This is a genomic window from Gordonia humi (genome assembly GCF_014197435.1).
GTDB classification, from domain to species: Bacteria; Actinomycetota; Actinomycetes; order Mycobacteriales; family Mycobacteriaceae; genus Gordonia; species Gordonia humi.
This window is the reverse complement of sequence record NZ_JACIFP010000001.1, coordinates 4390942-4416609: the sequence shown is the minus strand read 5'-3', so window position 1 is coordinate 4416609 and position 25668 is coordinate 4390942. Positions and strand designations below refer to the sequence as shown.

The window sequence follows — 25668 nt, the reverse complement described above, 5'->3', positions numbered from 1 at the left end:
CATGGCGCCATGCCGACCTGGATTCCCGTGCTGCTCGTGGCGCTGCTCATCGTCAGTGCGATCTCCCTGATCATGCGGCGGGGACCGGGCAGGGGAGCGGTGAGCGCGGGCCGCGGCTACGCGCAGGGCACTCTCACCGTCACCAGTGCGGTCCTGGGCGACCCGGACAAGAACGGCGCCCGCAACTGCACCGTCACCGGGACCATCGTGGCCTCGGGATCGGCGCCCGCCGAAGTGTACGGCCGCATCGTCCTGCCCGCCGGTGCGACAGAACCGTATCCGGGTCTCGAGCAGCCCGTCGTGTACAAGCCGGGCAAGGAGGATTCCACCTGGCGCTTCGGCACCCTGCCCGACTCGGTAGGCTGAATCGGTGCATCCTGAAGCCTCTGCCGACCTCGAAGCGCTCGACGCGACCCTCACCACCGTCGAAAAGGTGATCGACCTCGATGAGCTTCGCCGCCGCATCGACGAACTGGAGATGCAGGCGTCCGACCCCGATCTGTGGAACGACCAGGACCACGCGCAGAAGGTGACCAGCGAGCTCTCGCACACTCAGGCCGAGTTGCGTCGTGTGTCCGAGCTGCGGTCGCGTCTGGACGACCTGCCGGTCCTCTATGAACTCGCCGAGGCCGAGGAGGGCGACGCCGCCGCCGAGGCCGTCGCCGATGCGGACACCGAGCGTGCCGATCTGCGCCGCGACATCGAGGCGATGGAGGTCAAGACGATGCTCGCCGGCGAGTACGACGCTCGCGAAGCCGTGGTCAACATCCGGGCGGGTGCGGGTGGCGTGGACGCCGCCGACTGGGCGCAGATGCTCATGCGCATGTACATCCGCTGGGCCGAACAGCACGACCACTCCGTCGAGGTCTACGACACCTCGTACGCCGAGGAAGCGGGCCTCAAATCGGCCACCTTCGCCGTCAAGGCGCCGTACATGTACGGGACGCTGTCGGTGGAGCAGGGCACCCACCGTCTGGTGCGCATCAGTCCGTTCGACAATCAGGGGCGGCGCCAGACGTCGTTCGCCGAGGTCGAGATCCTGCCCGTCGTCGAGACCACCGACCACATCGACATCGACGAGAACGACCTGCGCGTGGACGTGTACCGCTCGTCCGGCCCCGGCGGACAGTCGGTCAACACCACCGACTCCGCTGTCCGCCTGACGCACGTGCCGACCGGCATCGTCGTGACCTGTCAGAACGAGAAGAGCCAGCTGCAGAACAAGGCGGCGGCGCTGCGCGTCCTGCAGGCCAAGCTCCTCGAACGCAAACGCCAGGAGGAGCGCGCGCAGATGGACGCGCTCAAGTCCGACACCGGCGCGAGCTGGGGCAATCAGATGCGCTCGTACGTCCTGCACCCGTACCAGATGGTCAAGGATCTGCGGACCAACGTGGAGAGCAACAACCCGAGCAACGTCCTCGACGGCGACATCGACCAGTTCATCGAGGCCGGAATCCGCTGGCGGATGGACGAGAACGAGTAGCCCCCATGACTTACCTCGTCGATGAACTCGGCCTGCCGTCGTGGATGCGGGCGTGGGAGCGGTGGCTGGCGGTCGACTTCGTGCAGATCCTTCTGTGGATCATCGGCGCGGTGCTCGTCGCGCGCCTGATCCGCTGGGCGGCCGGACGGTATTCGAGGCATGTTCTGGAGCGCTTCGAGCGCAGTGAGGACATCGTCCAGTCCGAGGACATGAAACACCGTCGCGCGCTGGTCGACGTGGTGGCGTGGGCGCTGATCGCCGTCGTGGTGATCGTCGTCGGACTGAAGATGCTGGCGATGTGGGTGCCCACGTCCAGTCTCGTCGGACTGAGCGCGGTGCTCGGTGGTGCGCTCGGCTTCGGCGCCCAGCGCATCGTGCAGGACGTGCTCGCGGGCTTCTTCATCATCGCCGAGCACCAGTACGGCTACGGCGACGTGGTCAATCTGACGGTGACCGGCGGACTCGAGGCGCAGGGCACCGTCGAGGACGTGACACTGCGTGTGACACGTCTGCGCAACTCCGACGGCGAGCTGATCACCGTCCCGAACGGTCAGATGATCAAGGCGACCAATCTGTCGAAGGACTGGGCGCGATCGGTGGTCGACGTCCCGGTGCCGCTCGATGCGGACATCAACGTCGTCAACGCGACGCTGCGCGAGGTCGGCCAGAAGTTCTATCACGATCCGCATTGGCACCGACTGCTCCTCGACCCGCCGCAGCCGCTGGGCGTGACCAGCCTGGAACTCGACTCGGCGACCGTTCGGATGGTCGCGCGCACGCTGCCCGGCCAGCAGTTCGACATCGGGCGGGCGCTGCGGTCGGAGATCATCTTCGCACTCGGCCAGCACGGCGTGATGGTCGCCAAACCGGTGCAGAACGCGTCCGCCACGCAGACCGTGGCCGATGAGGTGGTGGGAGACGGCAGCGATGAGTGATGACCAGACCCCGGACGGGCGGACACGTCTCGAGATGCTGATGGACAAGCTCAGCCACGTCTACCGCACCCGCGTGCGGACGACGACGGTGGTGCTGATCGTCGCATGGTTCGCGCTGCTCGCGTTCTACGGCTTCTCCTCCGAGCACTACCCGGCGAAGCAGTCGTCCGCGACGACGCCGGCGCACACCACACAGGAACCGGAGACCACCGAGGAGCCGACCAGCAGTACACCCGTGGAGACGACGCCGGAGACGTCGAGCACCACGGATGAGCCGTCGACACAGGAGACCACGACCGAGACGACCGACCCGGCGCAGGAACAGCAGGAGACCAGGACGACGAACCCGGCACAGCCGCGCCGATCGACGCCCGAGCAGACCACGCCGACCACGACACCCCAGCAGACCGCGGTTCCGGAGGCGACACAGCCGAGCGACGGCGGGGCATGAGCGCTGGGATCGGTACACTTGGACAACGTGATCAAGCTGTCGAATGTGACGATGCAGTACCCGAAATCGACCAGGCCCGCGTTGTCGGACCTGTCCTTCGAGATCGACAAGGGCGAGTTCGCATTCCTGATCGGCCCGTCGGGCTCGGGTAAGTCGACGTTCTTCCGTCTGCTGCTCAAAGAGGACAAGCCGACATCCGGTGACATCCAGGTGGGGGACTTCCAGGTCAACACGCTCCGCAATCGTGAGGTGCCGAAGCTGCGGCAGTCCATCGGCTGCGTGTTCCAGGACTTCCGACTGCTGCAGCAGAAGAACGTCGCCGACAATGTGGCGTTCGCGCTCGAAGTGATCGGCAAACCCGCGTCGACGATCCGTGAAGCGGTGCCCGAGACGCTCGAATACGTCGGGCTCGAGGGCAAGGCGGAGCGGATGCCGCACGAACTGTCCGGTGGTGAGATGCAGCGGGTGGCGATCGCCCGGGCCATCGTCAACCGACCCGCACTGCTGCTGGCGGACGAACCGACCGGCAACCTCGATCCCGAGACCAGCGAGGGCATCGTCGAGGTGCTCGACCGGGTGAACCGTCGAGGCACCACCGTCGTGATGGCGACCCACGACAGTCACATCGTCGACTCGATGCGGCGGCGTGTCCTCGAGTTCTCGGGCGGCAAGCTGGTCCGGAACGACGAGCGCGGCGTGTACGGCATCGGCTGAGACGACTTCGCAGACCAACGAGAAAGCGAGCAGATGCGCGCGAACTTCATCATCGGCGAAGTCCTCAACGGATTCCGCCGCAACATCACCATGACCGTCGCCATGATCCTGACGACGGCGATCACCCTCGGCATGCTCGGCGGCGGAATGCTGGTGATCCAGATGGCGGACAAGAGCCAGAAGATCTTCCTCGACCGCGTCGAGATGCAGTTCTTCATCAACGACGCGGTGACGAAGAAGGACCCCAACTGTCTCGAGGCGCCGTGCACCACGCTCCGGCACGACCTCGAAGCCGAGCCCGGCGTCGGATCGGTGACCTTCATCAGTCAGGACCAGGCGTTCCGCACGGCCAAGGCGTCGTGGGAGAAGGACTCGCCCGAACTCGCCGACTTCATCCGCAAGGACGCCTACCAGGGCGCACTCCGCGTCCGCATGGAGGATCCGGACCGGTTCGGCGCGGTGCTCGACAAATTCTCCCGGGCAGAAGGGGTCGACGGCGTTCTGGACCAACGTGACCTGGTCAAACGTATCTTCAGTGTGCTCGACGGCGCACGCAACGCCGCGTTCGCGGTGGCCGCGGTGCTCGCTGTGGCAGCCATCCTGCTGATCGTCAACACCGTGCAGATAGCCGCCTATACGAGACGGACGGAGGTGTCGATCATGCGACTGGTCGGCGCCACGAGGTGGTACACCCAGCTGCCGTTCCTGCTGGAGGCGGTGATCGCTGCGGTGATCGGTGCGCTGCTGGCGATCGGCGGACTGTTCCTGGGCAAGATATTCTTCTTCGACAAAGCGCTCGAGGACCTCTACGGTGTGAACATCCTGGCGCGGATCACCGCGGCCGACGTGTGGTTCGTCTCGCCGTGGCTGGTCGTGGCGGGCATCGTCCTGGCCGGTGTGACGGCCTACGGGACGCTGCGCGTCTACGTTCGGGAATGATGGAACGCACGAACATTCTCGAAGGAGGTCAGCCGTGCCCAGAGACAAGGGCAAGTCGGTGATCGCGACGAACCGCAAGGCTCGGCACAACTACACCATTCTCGACACCTACGAGGCGGGCATGGTCCTGCGGGGCACCGAGGTCAAGGCGCTGCGCGAGGGTAAGGCGTCGCTCGTCGACGCGTTCGCCACGATCGACGACGGCGAGGTCTGGCTCAACGCCGTGCACATCGCCGAATACGGAAGCGGCACATGGACCAATCACGCGCCGCGCCGCAAGCGCAAACTGCTGATGCACCGCCGCGAGATCGACAACCTGATCGGCAAGATTCGGGACGGCAACCTGACCCTGGTACCGCTGCAGATGTACTTCTCCGACGGATACGCCAAGGTCGAGATCGCGTTGGCGCGCGGAAAGCAGGCGCACGACAAGCGCCGTGACATCGCCGAGCGTACCGCCAAGCGCGAGGTGGAGCGGGTCGTCGGCCGCCGCGTGAAGGGCATGTGAGGGACCGCGACATGATCGGGGCACGCGTGGTCGTGGCGGTCGGCGCGGGGCTGGCCGCGTTGGTCCTGGCGGCGTGCTCGTCATCCGAAGTTCCCGCGCCGCCCCCGGCACCGGTACTGGGGTGGGTGGTCGGCGACGGCTGCGCGTCGACCCCGGAGCGGATCCGCGCCGACGCCGACGGCCTGGTGGCCCACGGAGTGGTGAACGCCGGCTATCGGACCCTGTACGTCCTGTGCGACGACGCCGAGCGTCCGGCGCCTCTCGACGATCGTGCCCTCCACGGCTATCTCGACGAACGCGGGCTGTCGATGGACGTCGTGTCGACCGGCGACGAGGAGATCGCCTCGGCGATGGCGGCAGACACCGATCTGCCCGCGCTGAGGACGGCGATCACCCGGCACGTGATGGGGGCCGAGCCGCTGGTGTTCACCGGCGACGCCGCTCTGCTCGACCCGGCGCACATCGCGACCGTCACGAACGCGCAGGTGCTCGCCGTGAGTCAGGACGCCCGCCGTACCGCGGGAGCTCCGATCGGCGGTGACGCGAACCGCTTCTCACGGGCGCTCGGTTCGCAGGGGCTCGTCGTCTCGCTGACGAACGACGATTCCACGGCGCGGGAGATGTCCATTCAGATCGACGAGGTGAACCTCGCGGGCGACGACTCCGTCATGGCGACCGACGTGTGGACCGGCCGCCGGATCCGCTCCTCCGGCGGTGCGCTCACCGTCCTCGTCGCTTCCACCGACAGCGCCCTGCTGCGTATCGGCTGAGTCCCGGTCGGCCCGATTCTCTCGCCGGTCGAGCGGAGTCGAGACCCCTCCGTCGATATCGGGATGAAATGTGTCGGTCGGATTGGTTATGATGGGGTGTCTCCTGGAAACAGGGGACACCATCTCGGGGCCGATCGGTTTCGACTACGTGCATCGAGGTGGGGGAAGCGTGTCGGTGCAGGCTGGAGACCACCGTAAGCGTCGCAGCAACCAATTAAGCGCCGATTCCAATCAGCGCGACTACGCACTCGCTGCCTGATCAGCGAGGCTAGTCTGTCGGCCCGGTTCTAAGTTCCCGGAACCGGATGCCGGCATCAGCTAGGGAACTCACTGTCGCCGTCGGTCGCGGACGGAGGCAGGACATCAAACAGCGACTGGGATCGTCATCCCGGCTTGTTCGTGAGACCGGGAGATCCGAGTAGAGACACAGCGGACTGCACACGGAGAAGCCCCACTGACGTGACGGAGGACCCGGGTTCAATTCCCGGCGGCTCCACCCGAGGCCCCTCACCTGCACCGCAGGTGAGGGGCTTTTTCTCGACGGTCGGCGGGCCCGATCCGGAGTTCTGCCCACATCGCGCCCACAGGTCGCGGCCGGGCGGATCAGGGACACGACGGGTCGAGTCCGTGGGACGCCGCCTCGCCGACGCTCGCGGGCCGTGAACCGGCGGTGGGTCACCGAACCGAACGGACTCGCGCGAGAAGCGCGGTCCGCGCGCCACGCCGTGCCAGTCGGAGGCCGATCCACGCCATGCGATGCCGTGGCGCAACGCGTCTCATACGCTTCAGGTTCACCGTCTAATCAAGGGGAGCTTCTGCATGTCCGACACCGTCCGCGACTATCAGGTCATCATCGTCGGCGCCGGGTTCGCCGGTGTGGCAGCCGCACAGCGTCTGGCCAAGGAGCGGATTCGAACCCTGCTCATCGACCGCAACAACTATCAGCAGTTCCAGCCGTTGCTCTACCAGGTCGCCACCGCGCAGCTGGCCGCCAACGATGTCGCGGCCCCGCTGAGGTCGCTGTTCCGCAAGCATCCGAGTGTCCGTGTCCTCACCGCCGAGGTGAGTTCGATCGATGCGCGCGACCGCTCGGTGACGCTGCCCGACGGCACCGTGTTCCGGTCGGACGTCCTGGTGATCTCGGCGGGCGCCGAGGTCAACTACTTCGGCACACCGGGCGCCGACGAGTTCAGTTACCCGCTGTACTCGGTGGACGATGCGACCGCGCTCGCGAGCAGCCTGGTCGAGCAACTCGACCGTGCCGACACGGCGGCGGCCACGCACGGCGACTGCGAACCGATCGACGTCGTCGTGGTCGGCGGCGGCCCCACCGGAGTGGAGACCGCGGGAGCGATCGGCGAGACCATCGAACGCGTGCTGCCGCATTACTTCCACGACGCCGTCCCCCGTCGCTGCACCGTCCACCTGGTGGACCACGGCGACACAGTCCTCAAACCGTTCTCCGAGAAGCTGCAGCGGTACACCCGCCGCAGCCTGGAGAGGCTCGGGGTCGTGATGCTGATGGGCACCGGCGTCAGCGAGGTCCGCGCCGACGGCGTCACGCTCTCCGACGGAAGCACTCTGCCCGCGCACGTCGTCGTCTGGGCGGGCGGCCTCAAGGCCCGGTCGGTGGTGGCGAGCGCGGGCCTGGAGACCGGCCGCGGCGGCCGCGTCGACGTCGACGCGGATCTGACCGCGCCCGGGGTCCCCGGCGTCTACGTCCTCGGCGACGCGGCGAACATCCCCGATGGGTCGGGCGGAACACTGCCGCAGTTGGGATCGGTTGCCATGCAGTCCGGGAAGTGGGCGGGACGCAACATCGTCGCCGATCTGACCGGCGGACAGCGACGCCCGTTCGGTTACGTCGACAAGGGGTTCATGGCGATGATCGGCCGCATGTCCGCCGTCGCCGAGGTCGGCCCCAAACGGATCGAACTCACGGGGCCGCTCGCCTTCGCGAGCTGGCTGGCCGTTCACGCCGCGCTCCTCCCGCAGGCGCGGGCCCGGATCGGCGCCCTGGCGAGCTGGCCGCGCGACTACCTGTCCCGCAGCCGCTCTCAGTTCGTCGTCGGCAACCGGCCGCGTTGACCGGACGGCGGCGTACCTGACGGCGGCATACCTGACGACGAGGGCCGCACCCCGCGTGCGGCCCTCGTCGTGTGCTCAGGCGAGCTTCGGAACCGACGGATCGATCGGCACCTCGATCAGCGTCGGACCCGAGCGGGTCCACGCCTGCGCCAGTGCCGCCCTGACCTCCGACGGCGTCCGGGCGACGACGCCCTCGGCGCCGTAGCCCTGCGCCAGAACCGCCGGTCGGATTCCGGGGATGTCCAGGCCCGGAACGTTCGGACTGTTCTCGAGGGCGCCGAACGCCTTGAGGATCGCGTACTCGCTGTTGGCGGGTACGACGACGACCAGCGGCAGCTCCTGCCGTGCGGCCGTGTAGAGCGCTTGGACCGAGTACTGCATCGAACCGTCGCCGATCACCGCGAGGACCGGACGATTGCGTCCGCTGTCGCGCTCGGCGAGCGCGACGCCGACCGCCGCGGGCAGATCCCAGCCCAGTGCGCCGCTGGCGAACGCGTAGAACGAGTCCGGCCGGGTGATCGGCCACTCGGCATGCAGATCGGCCAGATTCGACGGCGTCTCCTCCACGAGCACCGTGTCGTCGGGACTGGCGCCGCGCAGGACTCGGAACAGGGCGCGTGCCGACATCGGACCGTCGTCGGCGGGATCGTCGATCGAGCCCTCGATCGGCGGATGCGGCGCCATGCCGTGCTCCTGCCGCTCGACGGTGATCTGCGTCGACCGCCGCGGAACCAGAGTGGTCAGCGCCTCGATCGCGAGCACGGCGTCGCCGATGAGGCTGTCGCCGACCGGTGCTCGCCCGGACTCGTCCGGATCGGACGTGATGTGCAGCAGGCGGGAGCCCTCGGGGATGTAGGGGCCGGGCACCCACGGGTAGTAGCGGAACACCGACGCGCCGATCACCAGGATGACATCGTGACCGGTGAGCTTCTCGGACAGCAGCCCCTGCGCGAACGGCAGACCGCCCGCGTACAGCGGGTGGTCCTCGGGGAACGGCGGCCGTTCACTGCTCGGCGCCGCCCACACCTTGACTCCGAGCCGTTCGGCGAGGGCCACCGCCTGCTGCCAGCCGTCGCCGCGTGCGACGTCCGAGCCCAATACCAGCGCCGGATTCTCGGCTGCCGCGAACGCCTGAGCGAACTCGGCGAGCCGCGCCGGATCCGGCGCCACTCGCTCGGCGACCGAACGGACGGCCAGCGGGATCGGACAGTCGGCGTCCCAGTCGTCCAGCGGAATCGACAGGAAGACCGGACCGGCCGGCGGCTGCAGTGCGACGGCGTACGCGCGCATGAACGCCGCGGGCACGTCCTCGGGACGGACCGGCTGATACGCCCACTTCACATACGGCTGCAGGATGGTCTGCGGATCGTGATTGGCCAGCCACGGATCGAGCAGCAGCATGTCCCGGGTCTGCTGACCGGCGGTGACGATCAGCGGTGTCCGATTCTGAAACGCGCTGAGCAGGGTGCCCATCGCGTTCGCGGCACCCGCCGACGTGTGCACGTTGACCAGCGCCGGCTTGCGAGTGGCCTGCGCATAGCCGTCGGCGGCGCCGATCACCGACGCCTCGTGGATGCCGAGGACGTACCGGAAGTCGTCCGGGTAGTTCTGCAGGAACGTCTCCTCGGTGGAGCCGGGATTGCCGAACACGGTGGTCAGACCGAGTTCGCGGAGGAGGTCGAAGGTGGCCTCGCGTACGGTTGGCATCGTCTTCTCAAGCCTTTCGGTCGGTGGTCAGACGGCGAGCTTGCCGTTGACGGTGGTGATCGCCGGGGTGCGCCTGCTGGGATCGGGGTGGTGGGCGGCGGACAGGACGAACGCGTCCGTCCGGGCGACCTCCCAGTCCTCTCGCCACGACTGCGGCGGATCGGACAGCAGCTCGCCCGGGGCCAGCCACTCGTAGAGGTCGGCGTACGAGCGGGACTCGTTCGGTCCCACCGTCCGCATCAGCATCGACGGGTGCAGGTCGTCGAAGTCCTCCAACCCCATCGACGCGACGAACTGCTTGGCGTTGTCGACGACGTGGCGTTGCAGGTTGTAGACGCGTTCGGCCTTGTCCGGAACGTCGAGTGCCCGCGACCGCTTCGTGTCCTGTGTGGCCACGCCCACCGGGCACCGGTTGGTCTGGCACTCCTGCGCCTGGATGCAGCCGACCGCCATCATCATGGCGCGCGCGGCGAGCGTGAAGTCGGCGCCCTGGATGACTCGCTTGACGATGTCGATGCCGTTGGTGACCTTGCCCGAGGCGCCGATCCGGATCCGGTCCCGCAGACCGACACCGACGAGCGCGTTGTGGACGGTCATCAGGCCCTCGGTCAACGGCATACCGACATTGTCCTCGAACTCGATCGGGGCGGCGCCGGTGCCGCCTTCGGCGCCGTCGACGATGATGAAGTCCGGGGCGATGCCGGTCGTCAGCATGGCCTTGCAGATGCCGAGGAACTCGCTGCGCGAGCCGACGCACAGCTTGAAACCGACCGGCTTGCCGCCGGACAGTTCACGGAGCTGCCCGATGAACTCGCACAGTCCCTCCGGACTGTGGAAGCGGTTGTGCGACGGCGGGGAGACGACGGTCTTGTGCGGCTCCACCAGACGCATCTCGGCGATCTCCGGAGTCACCTTCGGACCGGGCATGACGCCGCCGAGCCCCGGCTTGGCGCCCTGCGACAGCTTGATCGACACGCATTTGACCGATGGCGCGGTGACCTTCTGCGCGAACATGTCCGGGTCGAAGTGACCGTCCGCGGTCCGGCAGCCGAAGTACGCGGTGCCGAGTTCCCAGATGAGATCTCCGCCCGGTTCCAGGTGGTACGGGCTCAGCCCGCCCTCTCCGGTGTCGTGGATGAAGCCGCCGCGTTTGGCTCCGGTGTTGAGCGCGCGGATCGCGTTGGCCGACAGGGCTCCGAAGCTCATTGCCGACACGTTGAACAGGGCCATGTCGTACGGCTGAGTGCAGTCCGGTCCGCCGATGCGCACGCGCGGGGTGCCCTCGACGGCGGGGCGGGCACCGATCGAGTGACGGACGAACTCGTAGCCGGGGCGGTACACGTCGCGCTGGGTGCCGTAGGCGTCGACGTCCTTGACGTTCTTGGCGCGCTCGTACAGCGTGGTGCGCGTACTCCGGTCGTACGGGGTGCCGTCGCTGTCTCGTTCGATGAAGTACTGCTGGATCTCCGGGCGGATGAACTCGAGCAGGAACCGGAAGTGCCCGAGTACCGGGTAGTTCCGCAGGATGCTGTGGTGGGACTGCAGCAGATCGTAGGTGCCGAGCAGTGCGATCAGTAGCAGCGGCACCGCGAGGAACAGCCACCACGGGGACATCATGACGGTCAAGACGATTCCGGCGGCGCCGACTATCCACGTCGCGAGAACGGTGAGCCATCGGACCATGACAAGGACCTCCTGGATTGACGGAGCGTCGGCACGGGCTGTGGCCGACGCGGGAGAAACACGAAGCGGGCGAGGAGAGATCAGCTGGTCAGCGCGATGTACTTGGTGTCGAGGTACTCCTCGATGCCCTCGAATCCGCCTTCGACGCCGATACCCGAGTGCTTGACGCCGCCGAACGGCGCCGCCGGGTCGGAGATGACGCCGCGGTTCACCCCGACCAGGCCGTAGTCGAGGGCGCGCGCCACTCTCTTAGCGCGGTCGAGGTCACGAGTGAAGAAGTACGACGCGAGTCCGTAGTCGGTGTCGTTGGCCCGGGTGATCGCCTCGTCGTCGGTGTCGAAACCGGAGATCACGATCACCGGCCCGAAGATCTCCTCGGTCAGGATCGCGCAGCCCGCCGGCACGTCGGTCAACAAGGTGGGCTCGTAGAAGCTGCCCGGACCGTCGACGCGGCGACCGCCGGTGTGCAGCGTGGCGCCCGCGGTGACGGCCTCGTCGACCAGTCCGGCGATGTGATCGACCTGCTTGGCGTTGACGATGGGACCGAGGTCGCTGTCGGCGTCGTATCCGGGGCCGACCCTCATCGCGGCCAGACGCGCGGTGAGCGCCTCGGTGAATGCGGGCCTGATGCCGTTCTGCACGATGAAACGGTTGGCCGAGGTGCAGGCCTCGCCGCCGTTGCGCATCTTGGCGGCCATGGCGCCCTCGACGGCGGCGTCGAGATCGGCGTCGTCGAAGACGAGGAACGGTGCGTTGCCGCCCAACTCCATCGAGGTGCGCAGGATCTGGTCGGCGGACTGGCGGATCAGCACGCGCCCGACGCCGGTCGACCCGGTGAACGAGATCTTCCGGAGACGGTGATCGGCCATCAACGTGCTCGACACGTCGCCCGAATGCGTGGTCTGCAGGACGGTGAGCACTCCGGGCGGCAGTCCCGCGTCGGCGAACACCTGCGCGAGCAACAGCATGGTGAGCGGAGTGTCGCGGGCGGGTTTCACCACGATCGGGCATCCCGCGGCCAGGGCCGGACCGATCTTGCGGGTGCCCATCGCGAGCGGGAAGTTCCAGGGCGTCACCGCGAGCACCGGGCCGACGGGCTCCTTGACGACGACGATCTCCCCGTTGCCCGCGGGAGCCGTCGACGTGTGGCCGTGGATCCGGACGGCCTCCTCGCTGAACCAGCGGAGGAACTCGGCGCCGTAGTTCACCTCGCCGACGCTCTCGGACAGGATCTTGCCCATCTCCAATGTCATGAGCATCGCGAAGTCGTCCGTGCGCGCGATCACGGCTTCGAAGGCGGCGCGCAGGATCTCACCCCGTTCGCGCGGCGGGGTCGTCGCCCACGCCCGCCCGGCGGTCACCGCGATGTCGAAGGCACGCCGCACGTCGTCGACGCCGGCGTCGGCGATCTCCACCAGGACGTCGCCGGTGGCCGGATCGGTGACCGGGAACGTCTTGCCGGAGGCGGCGGGGACCGATGCGCCGTCGATCCACAGGCCGGTGGGCACGGATGAGAGGAGGGTCTGCTTGTCAGTCATGATGACCTTTCGTGGGTTTCCGGTGGGGCTGTCAGATCGGCATCCGGTAGCCGTAGAACTCGTGGTCTTCGTTGTAGCCGCCCTGGCCGCGGCCGATGTGCTCGAACGACTCGACGAACTCGATCGCCTCGATCCACTTGACCTGCTTGAACCCGAGTTCGTCCTCGTTGCGCAGGCGCAGCGGCGCACCGTGCGTCTCGGTGAGGGGTTCACCGTTCATCTCGTACGCCAGAATCGTCAGATCGCGGCTCATGTGCTCGATCTTGTGGCAGTCGTAGTACCGTCCGGCGGCGGGGCCGTCGCCGCCGTAGGCCATCGAGTAGAAGACCGCGTACTTGGCCTCGGGCGTGGGCTGCACGATCTTCAGGATGTCGGCCATCCGGACGCCGCCCCACTTGCCGACCGCCGACCAGCCCTGAATGCAGAAGTGCTGGGTGATCTGCTCGTGTTTGGGCATGTCCAGGAGCTGTCGGTACGTGAACGTCGTGGGGTTCTCGACGAGACCGTTCACCAGGAGGGTGTAGTCGCTCCAGTTGTTCGACCGCATCTCGCGGTACCGGTCCGACACCGGGATGGTGCCGTTGGGCCAGAAGTACGGCGAGATGTCCTTCTCGGAGTAGTCCGCGCGCGGATTGCTCCACTCCATCAGCCCCTTGATCCACCCGACCAGGAAGCGACCGGTCTTCTGTACGAGTCGCGGATAGCGCAGGGTGAACGGGCTCGCCGCCAGCCACACCGCGACGACGGCGATCATCACCAGGACGTAGACGAGCAGGGGCCACAGTGACTGGGTGTTCGCGCCCAGGACGATGTGGTTCAGGTTCCCGACGAGACCGGTCACGAACACCATCACGGTGTGCACGAGGATGAAGAACACCATCCAGGCGAGGACGAAGAAGTGCAGTGTGCGGGCCACCTGGCGGTTGAGCGGGCCGCGTCCGGTGCCGAGCTTCGCCGCGACGGCCGGGGCCTGCAGCAGACCGGTGATCGGTGCGAGGGGCGCGACGACGAAGATCGTCAGAAAGTAGGCGATGATCTGCAGGCCGTTGAAATTCGTGTAGCCCTCATTGGCGGGGAAGTCGAGCGACCCGTACTGGATCGCCGCCGACAGAGCGTTCGGGAAGACGGTCCACGACGTGGGGATCAGACGGTGCCACTGGTCGGTGACGAACAGCAGGACGACGAACACCGTCCCGTTGATCAGCCAGAGCAGGTCGAAGCTGAAGTGCACCCAGCGGGCGAGCCCGATGGAGTGCCGGATACCGGGGATGCCGAGCCACTTCGGGAGGGCGACGGCGTCGTCTTTGGCGGTCCAGACCTTGTCCGGCCGGCTCTGGTCGAGCCGGTCGGCCGGAATAGGTCCGCGGATGCGCAACCAGTCGGTGCCGGGGGTGCTGCCCGAGTTCAGATAGAGGCGAGGGTGATCGGCGAGGATCTGGATGCCCGCGCGGATGATGAACAGCATGAAGATCGCGTTGAGCAGATGCTGCCAACGCAGCCAGGCCGGGAAACCCGAGTCGACGGTCTGCGCGTAGCTGTCGGACGTACCGGGGTAGGTGTCCATGAAACTCTGCATCCAGTCGTACTGGCGCAGTTGTTGGCAGATCGCGATGAAGACGAGGGCGCCGACCGCCGAGACGACGATCAATGCGAGCCACGGGTTGTACCAGCGGGTGCCGATCCGAATCTGAGGCAGCCGCGCCTTGTGCTGGGGCAGGCCGCCGGCGAACTCGCGGATGTCGACCCGTTCGTCCGTCACGCCGACGGGATCGGACTGGGGGACGAGCGACTCCGGATAAGAGCCGGTGCGTCCGGACTCGTGTGTGGTCACTTAGCCTTCCTTCGTGGTCAGTGCGGTGGGCCTGTGGCGCGGGTCCGGCTTGCGCCGGGTGTAGGCGAGGGCGGCGTAGACGAGGCCGAGGGGCGCGAGGACGCCGAATGCGATCCACTGCACGCCGTACGACAGGTAGGGTCCGGCGTCCGGTTCGGGCGGAGCGACGACGCCGAGCACCCCCGGCTGGTCGGCGACCAGTTGCACGGCCATCGGCGGGACGCGCAGACCGACGGCGTCGCCGAGGCGGGTCGGGTCGAGCGCATAAGCGACGACCTCGTCGTCGTCGACCCGCGGAAGTGAGAACCGCCCGGTGTCCTCGGGCGCACGGAGCCGACCGACGACGGTCGTGTCGCCCGTCGGCGGCGCCGGAGCGTCCGTCGGATCATCGGCCCCGCGGAGCAGGTATCCGCGGTTCACCATGATCGTCGTTCCGTCGGGCAGCTGGAACGGGCTGACGATCTCGACGGCGGAGCGACCCTGCGCGGAGCGTCGACGCAGGACGATCTCCCGATCGGGCAGATAGCGGCCGGTCATGGTCACCATGCGCCACTCGTCGGTCGCGAGGGGAGAGGCGTCCGGCGACCGCAACTCCTCGATCGGAATCGGGGCCGTCGGGTCGGCGATCGTCTCGTTCCGCTGGTGGACCGCGGCGTTCTTGCCGAGCTGCCACGGCGCGAGGACGAGCAGACACGCGAGTGTGAAACCCAGGGTGGCGACGGCGGCGAGCAGCCAGGCCGGCCGTGTCAGGGTACGGAGACGGTTCACACCGTCAACGGTGCGACATCCCGATGCCGGTATCGCTCCGTTGCACCTGTTTGTCGCTTACGCGGCACGGCTTTGCGTCGAGCCGTCGGCCGCCGAGGAGCGCCGCCCGGGCTACACGGCCAGGTGCCCGTGCACCGTCGTGATGGCCGGGGTCCGGTGTGAGCGGGTGGGATGGTGGTGGGCCGTCATCACGAACTCGTCCGCGCTCGAGCACGCCCAGTCCTCGCGCCACGACATCGGCGTGTGACTGAGGAGTTCGTTCGGAGCCAGCCACTCGTACAGGTCGGCGTAGGTGCGCGACTCGTTCGGACCCACATTGCGCATCAGCATCGACGGGTGGAGTTCGGCGAAACTCTCCAACCCCATCGAGGCGACGACCTGCTTGGCGTTGTCGATCACATTTCGCTGATAGTTGTAGACGCGCTGGGTCTTGTCGGCCACGTCGAGGGCGCGGGCGCGGCGCGGATCCTGGGTCGCGACGCCGACCGGGCACTTGTTGGTGTGACAGGCCTGGGCCTGAATGCAGCCGACGGCCATCATCATCGCGCGGGCGGCGAGAGTGAAGTCGGCGCCCTGGATCACGCGGGTGACGATGTCGATTCCGTTCGTGACCTTGCCGGAGGCTCCGATGCGGATGCTCTCGCGCAGACCCGTGCCGACGAGTGCGTTGTGCACGGTCATCAGCCCCTGCGTCAGCGGCATGCCGACACTGTCCTCGAATTCGATCGGTGCCGCGCCGGTGCCGCCCTCGGACCCGTCGACGATGATGAAGTCGGGCGCGATCCCGGTCTGTCGGATCGCCTTGCAGATGCCGAGGAACTCGCTGCGCGAACCGAGGCACAGTTTGAAGCCGATCGGTTTGCCGCCGGACAGCTCCCGGAGCTGTCCGATGAACTCGCACAGTCCGACGGGGGTGTCGAACCGGTTGTGCGACGGTGGAGACACGACGGTCTCACCCGCGGGGACGTGCCGGATCTGTGCGATCTCCGCGGTGACCTTCGGGCCGGGCATCACCCCGCCGAGGCCGGGCTTGGCGCCCTGGGACAGCTTGATCGATATGCACTTGACCGCCGGGGTCGCCGCCTTCTGCGCGAACAGATCCGGGTCGAATCGACCGTCGGAGGTCCGGCAGCCGAAGTAGCCGGTGCCGAGTTCCCAGATCAGGTCGCCGCCCGGCTCCAGATGGTGGTCGCTGAGTCCGCCCTCGCCGGTGTCGTGGGCGAAGCCGCCGAGCTTCGCGCCGCCGTTCAACGCCAGGATCGCATTCGCCGAGAGTGCGCCGAAACTCATCGCGGAGACGTTGAACAGCGACATGTCGTACGGCTGCGTGCAGTCGGGACCACCGATGCGCACCACCGGGGTGCCGTCCGGTGCGGGGCGCGCGGCCACCGAATGGCGGACGAACTCGTGGCCGCCGCGGTACACGTCGCGCTGGGTGCCGAACGGATCGACGTCCTTCTCATTCTTCGACCGCTGATAGATGGCGGTGCGCGTGTCCCTGTCGTACGGGGTGCCGTCGTCGTCACGCTCGATGAAGTACTGCTGGATCTCCGGTCGGATCGATTCCATCAGGAAGCGGAAATGCCCCAGCACCGGATAGTTGCGCAAGATGTTGTGCGAGCGCTGCAGCAGATCGTACGAGCCGATGAGCGCCACCGCAGCCAACGCGGCGGTCAGCACGAGCCACCACCAGGACACGAAGAGCCCCAACAGGATCGAACAACCGCCGAGAATCCATACGGCGAGAACAGCAAGCCATCTGAGCATGTGCGAGAACCTCCCGTGCCACCCTAGCGGCTACCGGTCGAGCAGCCCGGGACGAAGGCGCGACCAGCGGTGATCACCGCGCCGTCGGCGGACACGTCGTCTCGCGTGGTCACTCGGTCTGGCGTTTGGCGAAGACGCGCAGGGTCTCGAGATAGTCCGGCGCGTACACGCTCTTCGGGGAGAGGAGGCGGCGGCCCGCGGTGCGGATGTCGCCCGAGCGGTACTCGATGTCGTTGCGGGACATGTTGTGCGTCGCGTCCGGGAAAGACTTGACGGTCAGCAGATCGCGCGGCACTTCGGCGCGGTAGGTCCGTTCGGCCAGCGTGATGTCGACGTCGCGGTCGCGGCCGCCCAGGACCAGGAGGGTGGGAATCGGGACCGTTCGCAGGGACGCGGTCGCATCGGCGAGACGGTTGCGTTTGAGGAACCCCCACCGGGCTGCGGACACCGGCTCGTCGTCGACGCCCGCGGCGAGGTAGGCGGCGTAGTCGGCGTCGGAGTTCATGAGTTGCACGCGTCGCGCGTTGCGGTCGAGGGCGGCGGCGAGTTCGGCGGGCGACTTGTCGTCGGTGTGCGCCCGGGCGCGGATGGCGAACTCCTCACGGTGCGCCCAGTTGATCGCGGGATCGACGGCGATCATGAACCGGAGGTCGGGGCGGGCCTGTGCGACGACGGGCAGGACGAATCCGGCCTGGCCGAGACCCCACGCGCCGATCTGTGTGGTGTCGATGTCGTCTCGGGTGTGCGCCCACGCGATCGCCGCGTCGACCTCTGCGCTGCGGTCGTGCATCGACTGGTCCAGCCAGTCGCCGGGAGAGTCGTTCACGCCCGGCTTGTCCCACGACAGACTGGCGAATCCCGCTTTGGCGAAGGCGTCCCACAGCGGCTTGTAGGCGTCGCCGTCGGCGGCGTCGACCGCGCCGTCGTCGTGCACGAAGACCACGAGGCCGTACGGTCCGTCGTCGTCGGCCGGTGTGGCCAGAACCCCGTGCAGTTCGCCTCGCGGCCCGGGAATCGTGACGCGCTCCTCGTGGAACGCGTAATCCTTGGCGATCAGGATCCACACGGTGCAGCCGAGGACGAGCGCGACGACGACCCCGAGCGCCGTCAGCATCAGTTTCTTCCTCCGGCTCACACCGCGAGTTTAATCGGAGTCCACTCGGGAGACCGGCAGCAGCACGCGCACTGAACGATATCGCGTGTGAGGCGCACGACGACCTCGGTCGCCGACACGACGACGGCCCGCGCACCGGGTGAATCGGTGCACGGGCCGTCGGGTGGTCCGTATCAGGCCAGTCCGGAGAAGATCATCCGGAGAAAGCCGAGGATGTCGGGGTTGTTCTGCAGGGCTTCCCACAGTGCGTGATCAATCATGGTGTTCTCCTCGTCACTCGGTTGATCGACAACAAGCTCAACGCTACCGTCGGTAACCGGAAGATGCGAGTCTTCGCGGATCCGGCTTCTCCGGCTTACGCCTCCGGATCGCCGAGGACCGTGTAGTCGCCGTCGGCGTAGTGCTGGCGGACCCGCTTCTTGTCGAACTTGCCGACCGACGTCTTGGGCACCTCGGTGACGAACGACCAGCGCTCGGGGATCTGCCAGCGCGGCACCAGGTCTTCGAGGAACTTCTTGTGCGACTCGACGTCCGTATCGTCCTCGCTGCGGACGACGGCCAGGACGAACGGACGCTCGTCCCACTTCTTGTCGGGGACGCCGATGACGGTGGCCTCGACGACGGCGGGGTTGGAGGCGATGATGTTCTCCAACTCGACCGACGAGATCCACTCGCCGCCGGTTTTGATCATGTCTTTGGCGCGGTCGACGATCGTCATGAACCCGTCCGGGGTGATCGTCGCGACGTCGCCGGTGCGCAGCCAGCCGTCGTCGAACTTGCTGTCGTCGACCACGTTGCCCTCGGGCTCGAAGTAGGCGCCGGTGATCCACGGACCGGACACCTCGAGCTCGCCGGAGGCGTCGCCGTCCCACGGCAGCTCCTGGCCGTCGTCGCCGATGATGCGGGCGGCGACCAGCGACGGGAAGCGGCCCTGGGTGACGCGGTAGGCGAACTCCTTCTCCTCGTCCTCGACGCCCATCGGAGGCCGTGCGACGGTGCCGAGCGGCGAGGTCTCGGTCATGCCCCAGGCGTGGATGATGCGGACGCCGTAGCCGTCGAACTTCTTGATCATCGCGGGCGGGACCGCGGCGCCGCCGACCACCACCTCACGCAGGTGCGTGATGTCCTGCGGCTTGGCGTCGAGCAGCGCCGACACGCCCTGCCAGATGGTCGGGACCGCGGCCGCCAGCGTGGGACGACCGGCCTCCATCATGGCCAGCAGCGGCTCGGGCTGCAGGAAGCGGTCGGGCATGATCAGCGTCGCGCCCGCCATCATCGCGGCGTAGGGCAGACCCCACGACATGACGTGGAACATGGGCACGATCGCGAGCATCGTGTCCTGGCTCGAGAGCCGCATGCCCATCGTCGTGGTGATGATCATCGAGTGCAGGTAGATGCTGCGGTGGGAGTAGACGACGCCCTTCGGGTCGCCGGTGGTGCCCGAGGTGTAGCACATGACGGCGGGGTCGTTCTCGTCGATCGTCGACCAGTCGAAGCTGGCCGACTCGCCCGCGATCAGCTCGTCGTACTGGTGGACGGTGATGCCCTCCGGTGCGGTGATCGCGTCCGCGGGGCCGTTGACCACCACGACGTGCTGCACCTTCGGGGTGCCCTCGAGGTACTTGCCGAGCATCGGCGCGACGGTCGCGTCGACGAAGATCACCTTGTCGTCGGCGTGATTGATGATGAAGACGGCCTGTTCGGGGGAGAGCCGCAGGTTCAGGGTGTGCAGCACCGCGCCCATCGACGGGACGCCCGCGTACAGCGCCTGATGCTCGTTGTTGTTCCACATGAAGGTCGCGACGCGATCGCCTCGCTCCACGCCGAGCTTGGTCAGCGCGTTGGCGATCTGGGCGCCCTGGTCGCCGATCTCGGCGAACGACTGGTCACGGAAGCCCTCGCCTGTCCACGTTCGGATTCGGGCCTCCGGGAAGCTGCGTCGGCTGTACTCGACCAGACTCGAGAGGGTGAGTGCACCGTGCTGCATCGTGGACTGGATCATCAAGTCTCCTTAGTTCGCGCCGAACGAGTCGCCTCGCTCGATGTCCACCGAAAAGTGAGCGGCTTCACGCCCTTCCGGCTGATTCCCTACACTAGTCACATCGTGGTGCACCATTCCACTGAGATGGTGCAGTGGCGGATCGAGGAGATGAACGGCGCATGAAATCGGACGAAGTGCTCGCGATCGCGCGTGAGCGGTTCGTCTCCGGGCAACGACTCGAGGTCGGCGACATCGCGGCGGCCGCGGGCGTCAATCGCAGCACGGTGTATCGCCGGTTCCACGGCCGCGACGGCCTCATCGCCGAGGTCATCTGGTCGTTGACGGAGCTGTCGATGGCCGCGGCGGACCGGCGGGCGCACGGTGTGGGAGGCGCGCGGATCGTGTCGATGATGCACGGGTTCGCGACGCTCGCGATCGGTGCCGACTACTTTCGCGCCTTCTTCAACCAGGATGTCGAACGGGCGTGGCGCATCATGACGACCCGGGCGGGCGGGGTGCAGCCGCGCATCGTCGACCGGGTCGCGGAGTCGATCGCCGTGGAGGTGGACGCCGGGCGGCTGCATCCGCCGTTGCCGGTCGGCGACCTGGCGCTCATCCTGGTGCGGATCACCGAGACGTTCGTCTACGCGACGGCCATCACCGGCGAGGAGCCCGATGCGGACAAGGTCGCCCAGGCGTGCGGCGCCATGCTGGGCGTCAGGACGTGAGGGCGTCGACCAGGACCGGAACGTGCGAATGCTCGACGTCCTTGGCCGCGGTCGCCAGTTCCACGTCGCCGGACTCGGCCATCGTGCGCAACTGTGTCAACGCCGTCGCGGCCGGTCCGTCGGACAGTTCCTCGCGATATCGCGCGACGAAGTCGTCGTACCGGTCGAGATTCGCGTGGTACCACTTCCGGAGATCGTTCGACGGGGTCACGTCTTTGAGCCAGTGCCCGATCCGCGGGTCGTCCTTGCGGATGCCGCGCGGCCAGAGCCGGTCGACGAACACCCGGTCGGGGTTCGGCGGATCGTAGACGCGGGCGACGGTGATCACACCGTCGACGCTACGCCACCCGAACGCCGCGGGGGAGCGGACCCGCGGGCACGCGGAGCCGGCGAGCCGCCGTCCAGAGTCCGCCCGCACCGAGTGCGATCGTCACGGCGAGTCCGATGAACCAGCTGTCGCCGATCCGCACGGACATGTTCCGATCATCGGTCCGCACATACAGGTCGCCGCAGGTCTCGTCGCGCACGTCCGGTCCGATCCGCGCGGACGACTGCAGCCGTGCCAGCATGCCCGCGATACCCGTTCCGCGGCCGTCGCGCGCGGCGTCGTCGCCCGCGGCGAGTACATCGGAGACCAGCAGGACGGGGTTGGGTGCGAGCAGCCACCACGAGCGCTCGGTGTGGTTGAACTCCTTGTCCTGCTCCACCAGACGACACGACGGAACCGAGGAGTCCTCGGTGTAGTCGCGCTGGGCGACGAGGACCGAATGGTTCTGCGCGGTCAGCGGATAACTGAACCCGAAGGCGATCGGCAGGCCGATCAACAGCAGCAGGACGCCCGCCTGGGTGAGCATCGCCGAGGCGGCGGGGCGGGTGGTCAGCGCGGAGAACCCGAGTCCGATCGCGCAGTAGCACGCCATGATCGCGGCCAGCACCACCACCGCGAGGACTCCGTATCCGATGGACGTCCTGCTCGAGACGACGCCCCAGATCAGATAGGGGAGGGCGACACCGATCAAGGCGAGCGACGACAGCCAGGAGCCGAGCAGTTTGCCGAGCGCGAGGTCCCACGACGAGATCGGAGTCGCCTGTACGAGGGCGAGGGTCGCGTCTCGGCGGTCGCCGTTGATCGACGTCGCACTCAATGTCGGTGCGGCGGCGAAGCCGAGGAACAGGACGACGCCGAGCACGATGTCGAGGAGGTTCTCGGCCCAGCCCCGGTACGAGGCGCCGACGACGCCGACAGCGAGGTACAGGGAGCCGAGGACCAGCATGCTGACCAGGGCGAAGAGCAGGACCGCGGTGACGATCCAGCGGGTGGAGCGGATGCGTTGACGGATTTCGAGCCCGGCGATCGTGGCGACGGCTGTCGGCGTCATATCAGGTCCTGTCCGCGTCGAGGTCGAGGTAGGCCTGTTCGAGCCCGGTGCCGAGGCGGGTGAACTCGGCGATCGGAATGTCCTGTCGGACGTAGTGGGCCAGGTATGCGGCGGCCGCCGCGTCGTCGGCCAGTTCGACGATGTGCGCGGCATCGGGCGCCTGGTCGACGAGGCGGATGCGCCAACGGCTCGCCGTCGTCGGCGGCGGCACACGGGTGCGACCACCGGTCATCATCACGACGTCGTCGGCCATCTCTTCGAGCTCGCCGAGGATGTGCGAGGACACCAGGACCGCGGCGCCCGCGTCGGCGACGGCCCGCAGATGAGCGCGCAACTCGATGCGCGAGCGGGGGTCCATGCCGGACGCGGGCTCGTCGAGAAGAAGGATCTGCGGCCTGTTGACCAGTGCGCGGGCCAGCCCCAGTCGTTGCTTCTGTCCGCGCGACAGCCCGGACGCCGGGGCATCGGTGAACTCGACCAGGTGAACCTGGTGCAGCAGTTCGCGGGCGCGCAGATCGGCGGCCGCGGCGTCGGCGCCGTGCAGGCGGGCGAAGGCGGTGAGGATCTCGCGCGGCGTCAGCGACTCCCAGGTGCCGAAGACGTCGGGCATCCAGCCGATGCGGGCGCGTGCGGCGGCCGGCTCGGCGGGCGCACCGTCCAACAGGATGGTGCCTGTGTCGGGGCGCAGCAGACCGGCGAGCATCAGCAGAAGGGTGGTCTTGCCCGCACCGTTGGGCCCCACCAGACCGGTCACCCGACCGCGGTGCAGAGCGATGTCGGCGCCGACGACGGCGTGGTGACCGCCGAACGCGCGGGCCAGCCCGGTGCCGGACAGGACGGGCACGGGTGCGGTCACCGGGTCGCGCCGTGCCGGACCCGTGCCCTGCTGAGGGCCTGGTCGACGAAGGCGAGGGCTTCGCCGTGCCAGAGGCCGAGGTGGTCGAGCATCGGGTGACCGCCGCCGGGCACCGAGACGTAGGAGGCGTCCAGTCCTCGGTCGGCGAGTTCGGCGATGCCCTTGGCGGTGCGCGCGGGACGGGTGACGGTGTCGGCCTCGCCGTGCACGGCCACCACCCGCGCCTGGTCGTGGATCTGCCGCCAGTCGGCGAACTGCCACCACGGCGCGAGGGCCAGGATGTCGGTGACGCGCGCGTCGTCGCCGAGTTGAGCGGCGATCCGGCCGCCCATGGAGTGTCCGATGACGGCGATGGGCGTGTCGGGGTGCTCGTCGGCGAGGCGATCGAGGGCCCGGCGCGCATACGGCATCGGGCTCGCCTGTCCGCCGTTCCAGCCGTAGACGCGATAGCGCGGCTGGCGGACCCGGACGCGGGAGCCGAACCTGGCCTGGATCGAGACGGTGAACGGGTACATCCGCATCGCCGATCCCTGCAACCGGGAGAACGGTCGGTAGCTGAAGTCGGTGCCGCCGGGCAGCACGAGGACGGCCAGCTCGGGGTCGGATATCGACAAGTCCATGAGTGCCCCACAATCGGTGATCGGTCGACACCGACAATAGGGGAACTCGGGTGGCAGAATCGGATCCATGGCGCACCCGAGAGCTGGAACCCCCGCCCGCGACGAGGATCTCATCGACGTCGCAGCGGTCGAAAACGCGTACTACGAGCGTCGACCCGATCCGGCCGACCCCGGTCAGCGGGTCGTGTTCGGGACGTCGGGGCATCGCGGATCGTCGCTGGCCGGGTCATTCAATGATCATCACGTGCTCGCGATGACGCAGGCGATCGTCGAACATCGGGAGAAGGCCGGCATCGAGGGTCCCGTGTTCATCGGGTTCGACACGCACCTGCTGTCGAAGCCCGCGTGGCGGTCGGCGATCGAGGTGCTCTGCGGCAACGGTGTCACCGTCTTCACCGCCGTCGACGACGACTACACGCCCACCCCCGCCGTCTCACGGGCGATCCTGCGGTTCAACACGGAGAACCCGGGTGTGCGGGCCGACGGGATCGTGGTGACGCCGTCGCACAATCCGCCCGCCGAGGGCGGCTTCAAGTACAACCCGCCCAACGGCGGACCCGCCGACACCCCGATCACCACGCCGATCGCGGAGCGCGCCAACGAGATCCTCGAAGGCGGGCTGCGCGATGTGCAGCGGATCCCGTTCGAGCGTGCCCGCGAGTCGGAACTGGTGATCGAGTACCCGTTCGCCGGTGAGTACGTGACCTCGCTGGGTGAGGTGGTGAACCTCGCGGCGATCGATGCGGCCGGCGTCGAGATCGGTGCGGATCCGCTCGGCGGGGCGTCGGTGAACTACTGGGCGGAGATCAAGGACGTCTACCGCCTCGACGGGCTCACGGTGGTCAATCCGCGTGTCGACCCGCGGTTCGGATTCATGACGCTCGACACCGACGGGAAGATCCGGATGGACTGCTCGTCGCCGAATGCCATGGCGTCGCTGATCGACCGACGCGAGGAGTTCGACATCGCGACCGGCAACGACGCCGACGCCGACCGTCACGGCATCGTGACCGGCGACGCCGGACTGATGAACCCCAACCACTATCTGGCCGTTGCCGTCGACTATCTGTTCTCGCACCGCGACGGCTGGCGAGCCGACGCCGCGGTAGGGAAGACGTTGGTGTCGTCGTCGTTGATCGACCGGGTGGTCGACGGTCTCCGGCGACCGCTCATGGAGGTGCCGGTCGGCTTCAAGTACTTCGTCGACGGTCTGCTCGACGGATCCGTGGCGTTCGGCGGGGAGGAGAGCGCGGGGGCGTCGTTCCTGACGTTCGACGGTCGGCCGTGGTCGACCGACAAGGACGGCATCATCATGGATCTCCTCGCGTCGGAGATCCTGGCGGTGACCGGCAAGACTCCGTCGGAGCGGTACGCCGAACTGGCCGAGCAGTACGGCGAGTCGGCGTACGCGCGGATCGACGCACCCGCCGACCGCGAGCAGAAGGCCCGTCTCGGTGCGCTCTCGGCCGGTCAGGTGAGCGCCACCGAGCTGGCGGGGGAGTCGATCACCGCGATCCTCACCGAGGCGCCCGGCAACGGTCGAGCCATCGGCGGCCTCAAGGTGACTACCGAGAACGCCTGGTTCGCCGCGCGTCCGTCGGGGACAGAGGACGTCTACAAGATCTACGCCGAGAGCTTCCGCGGCGCCGAGCACCTTTCGCGCGTTCAGGAGCAGGCCCAGGCGCTGGTCGATTCGGTGCTGGGGTAGAGGCCGGCCCGGTCGACGCGCCTGTCGGTCGAGTGTCTTCCGCCGGTTGCGGTCCGAGCCGGGAAGCGAGCGGGCCGAGGACTGTGACCGGCGCGAACCC

General features: G+C 67.8%; 23 protein-coding genes and 1 other RNA gene. 12 read left to right on the top strand and 12 right to left on the bottom strand.

The genetic code is table 11. The features are described from left to right. Window positions 1-9 precede the first annotated feature (9 nt). From BKA16_RS20430 to BKA16_RS20385, 10 genes are all read left to right on the top strand, one after another. The gene (locus BKA16_RS20430) at window positions 10-366 is read left to right on the top strand and encodes a hypothetical protein (protein ID WP_183372399.1); all 357 of its coding nucleotides are present in this window, start codon (window positions 10-12) and stop codon (window positions 364-366) included. A gap of 4 nt (window positions 367-370) precedes the next feature. After that, window positions 371-1483, top strand: a complete 1113-nt coding sequence (prfB, locus tag BKA16_RS20425) for a peptide chain release factor 2 (RefSeq protein WP_183372398.1) — start codon at window positions 371-373, stop codon at window positions 1481-1483. Between the two features lie 5 nt (window positions 1484-1488). Next, window positions 1489-2418: a mechanosensitive ion channel family protein gene (locus BKA16_RS20420; protein WP_183372397.1), complete on the top strand. Its 930-nt coding sequence runs from the start codon at window positions 1489-1491 to the stop codon at window positions 2416-2418. Continuing rightward, entirely contained in the window at window positions 2411-2869 is a 459-nt protein-coding gene (locus tag BKA16_RS20415; RefSeq protein WP_183372396.1) for an Rv3103c transmembrane domain-containing protein, read from the top strand. The genes BKA16_RS20420 and BKA16_RS20415 overlap by 8 nt, the downstream gene beginning before the upstream one ends. 27 nt (window positions 2870-2896) lie before the next feature. Further along, complete coding sequence (gene ftsE / locus BKA16_RS20410) at window positions 2897-3583, top strand: cell division ATP-binding protein FtsE (RefSeq protein WP_183372395.1); 687 nt, start codon at window positions 2897-2899, stop codon at window positions 3581-3583. A 33-nt stretch (window positions 3584-3616) separates the two neighbouring features. Next, window positions 3617-4522, top strand: a complete 906-nt coding sequence (ftsX, locus tag BKA16_RS20405) for a permease-like cell division protein FtsX (RefSeq protein ID WP_183372394.1) — start codon at window positions 3617-3619, stop codon at window positions 4520-4522. A 34-nt stretch (window positions 4523-4556) separates the two neighbouring features. Further along, window positions 4557-5030, top strand: coding sequence for an SsrA-binding protein SmpB (gene smpB / locus BKA16_RS20400; RefSeq protein ID WP_183372393.1), 474 nt, complete (start codon window positions 4557-4559; stop codon window positions 5028-5030). Window positions 5031-5041: 11 nt separating this feature from the next. Further along, window positions 5042-5800 carry a hypothetical protein gene (locus BKA16_RS20395; protein ID WP_183372392.1) on the top strand — a complete coding sequence of 253 codons (759 nt, stop codon included), beginning with the start codon at window positions 5042-5044 and terminating at the stop codon, window positions 5798-5800. A 126-nt stretch (window positions 5801-5926) separates the two neighbouring features. Continuing rightward, window positions 5927-6299: a transfer-messenger RNA gene (ssrA, locus tag BKA16_RS20390) on the top strand. Window positions 6300-6619: 320 nt separating this feature from the next. Further along, window positions 6620-7888 (top strand): NAD(P)/FAD-dependent oxidoreductase, encoded by a 1269-nt coding sequence (locus tag BKA16_RS20385; RefSeq protein ID WP_183372391.1) that lies wholly within the window; start codon window positions 6620-6622, stop codon window positions 7886-7888. A gap of 75 nt (window positions 7889-7963) precedes the next feature. On the opposite strand, the gene mdlC is transcribed toward BKA16_RS20385, so the two are convergent. From mdlC to BKA16_RS20345, 8 genes are all read right to left on the bottom strand, one after another. After that, window positions 7964-9595 carry a benzoylformate decarboxylase gene (mdlC, locus tag BKA16_RS20380; protein WP_183372390.1) on the bottom strand — a complete coding sequence of 544 codons (1632 nt, stop codon included), beginning with the start codon at window positions 9593-9595 and terminating at the stop codon, window positions 7964-7966. 27 nt (window positions 9596-9622) lie between these two features. Then, window positions 9623-11278, bottom strand: a complete 1656-nt coding sequence (locus BKA16_RS20375) for an FMN-binding glutamate synthase family protein (protein ID WP_183372389.1) — start codon at window positions 11276-11278, stop codon at window positions 9623-9625. Window positions 11279-11358: 80 nt separating this feature from the next. Beyond that, complete coding sequence (locus tag BKA16_RS20370; protein ID WP_183372388.1) at window positions 11359-12816, bottom strand: NAD-dependent succinate-semialdehyde dehydrogenase; 1458 nt, start codon at window positions 12814-12816, stop codon at window positions 11359-11361. Window positions 12817-12847: 31 nt separating this feature from the next. Then, entirely contained in the window at window positions 12848-14647 is a 1800-nt protein-coding gene (locus BKA16_RS20365) for a molybdopterin-dependent oxidoreductase (protein ID WP_343067547.1), read from the bottom strand. Further along, window positions 14648-15415 carry an SURF1 family cytochrome oxidase biogenesis protein gene (locus BKA16_RS20360; RefSeq protein WP_183372387.1) on the bottom strand — a complete coding sequence of 256 codons (768 nt, stop codon included), beginning with the start codon at window positions 15413-15415 and terminating at the stop codon, window positions 14648-14650. Between the two features lie 111 nt (window positions 15416-15526). Continuing rightward, window positions 15527-17182, bottom strand: coding sequence for an FMN-binding glutamate synthase family protein (locus BKA16_RS20355; RefSeq protein WP_183372386.1), 1656 nt, complete (start codon window positions 17180-17182; stop codon window positions 15527-15529). 109 nt (window positions 17183-17291) lie between these two features. Beyond that, window positions 17292-18317 (bottom strand): CocE/NonD family hydrolase, encoded by a 1026-nt coding sequence (locus tag BKA16_RS20350; protein ID WP_183372385.1) that lies wholly within the window; start codon window positions 18315-18317, stop codon window positions 17292-17294. 334 nt (window positions 18318-18651) lie between these two features. Beyond that, the gene (locus tag BKA16_RS20345) at window positions 18652-20298 is read right to left on the bottom strand and encodes a long-chain fatty acid--CoA ligase (protein ID WP_183372384.1); all 1647 of its coding nucleotides are present in this window, start codon (window positions 20296-20298) and stop codon (window positions 18652-18654) included. A gap of 158 nt (window positions 20299-20456) precedes the next feature. Here BKA16_RS20345 and BKA16_RS20340 point away from each other — a divergent pair, with 158 nt between their 5' ends. Beyond that, window positions 20457-21005: a TetR/AcrR family transcriptional regulator gene (locus BKA16_RS20340; RefSeq protein ID WP_183372383.1), complete on the top strand. Its 549-nt coding sequence runs from the start codon at window positions 20457-20459 to the stop codon at window positions 21003-21005. On the opposite strand, the gene BKA16_RS20335 is transcribed toward BKA16_RS20340, so the two are convergent. Genes BKA16_RS20335 through BKA16_RS20320 form a run of 4 tightly spaced genes read right to left on the bottom strand, consistent with a single transcriptional unit; the run spans window position 20995 to window position 23860 of the window. Then, on the bottom strand, window positions 20995-21333 hold the full coding sequence (locus BKA16_RS20335; protein ID WP_382425656.1) for a DUF488 domain-containing protein: 339 nt from the start codon (window positions 21331-21333) through the stop codon (window positions 20995-20997). The two genes, BKA16_RS20340 and BKA16_RS20335, sit on opposite strands and share 11 nt — an antisense overlap. Window positions 21334-21343: 10 nt before the next feature. Further along, window positions 21344-22384, bottom strand: a complete 1041-nt coding sequence (locus tag BKA16_RS20330; protein ID WP_183372382.1) for an ABC transporter permease — start codon at window positions 22382-22384, stop codon at window positions 21344-21346. A 1-nt stretch (window position 22385) separates the two neighbouring features. Beyond that, window positions 22386-23240, bottom strand: coding sequence for an ATP-binding cassette domain-containing protein (locus BKA16_RS20325; RefSeq protein WP_183372381.1), 855 nt, complete (start codon window positions 23238-23240; stop codon window positions 22386-22388). Beyond that, window positions 23237-23860 carry an alpha/beta fold hydrolase gene (locus BKA16_RS20320; RefSeq protein WP_183372380.1) on the bottom strand — a complete coding sequence of 208 codons (624 nt, stop codon included), beginning with the start codon at window positions 23858-23860 and terminating at the stop codon, window positions 23237-23239. Before BKA16_RS20320 ends, BKA16_RS20325 begins: the two co-directional genes overlap by 4 nt. 67 nt (window positions 23861-23927) lie before the next feature. Here BKA16_RS20320 and pgm point away from each other — a divergent pair, with 67 nt between their 5' ends. Further along, window positions 23928-25568 (top strand): phosphoglucomutase (alpha-D-glucose-1,6-bisphosphate-dependent), encoded by a 1641-nt coding sequence (gene pgm / locus BKA16_RS20315; RefSeq protein ID WP_183372379.1) that lies wholly within the window; start codon window positions 23928-23930, stop codon window positions 25566-25568. Window positions 25569-25668: the final 100 nt, after the last annotated feature.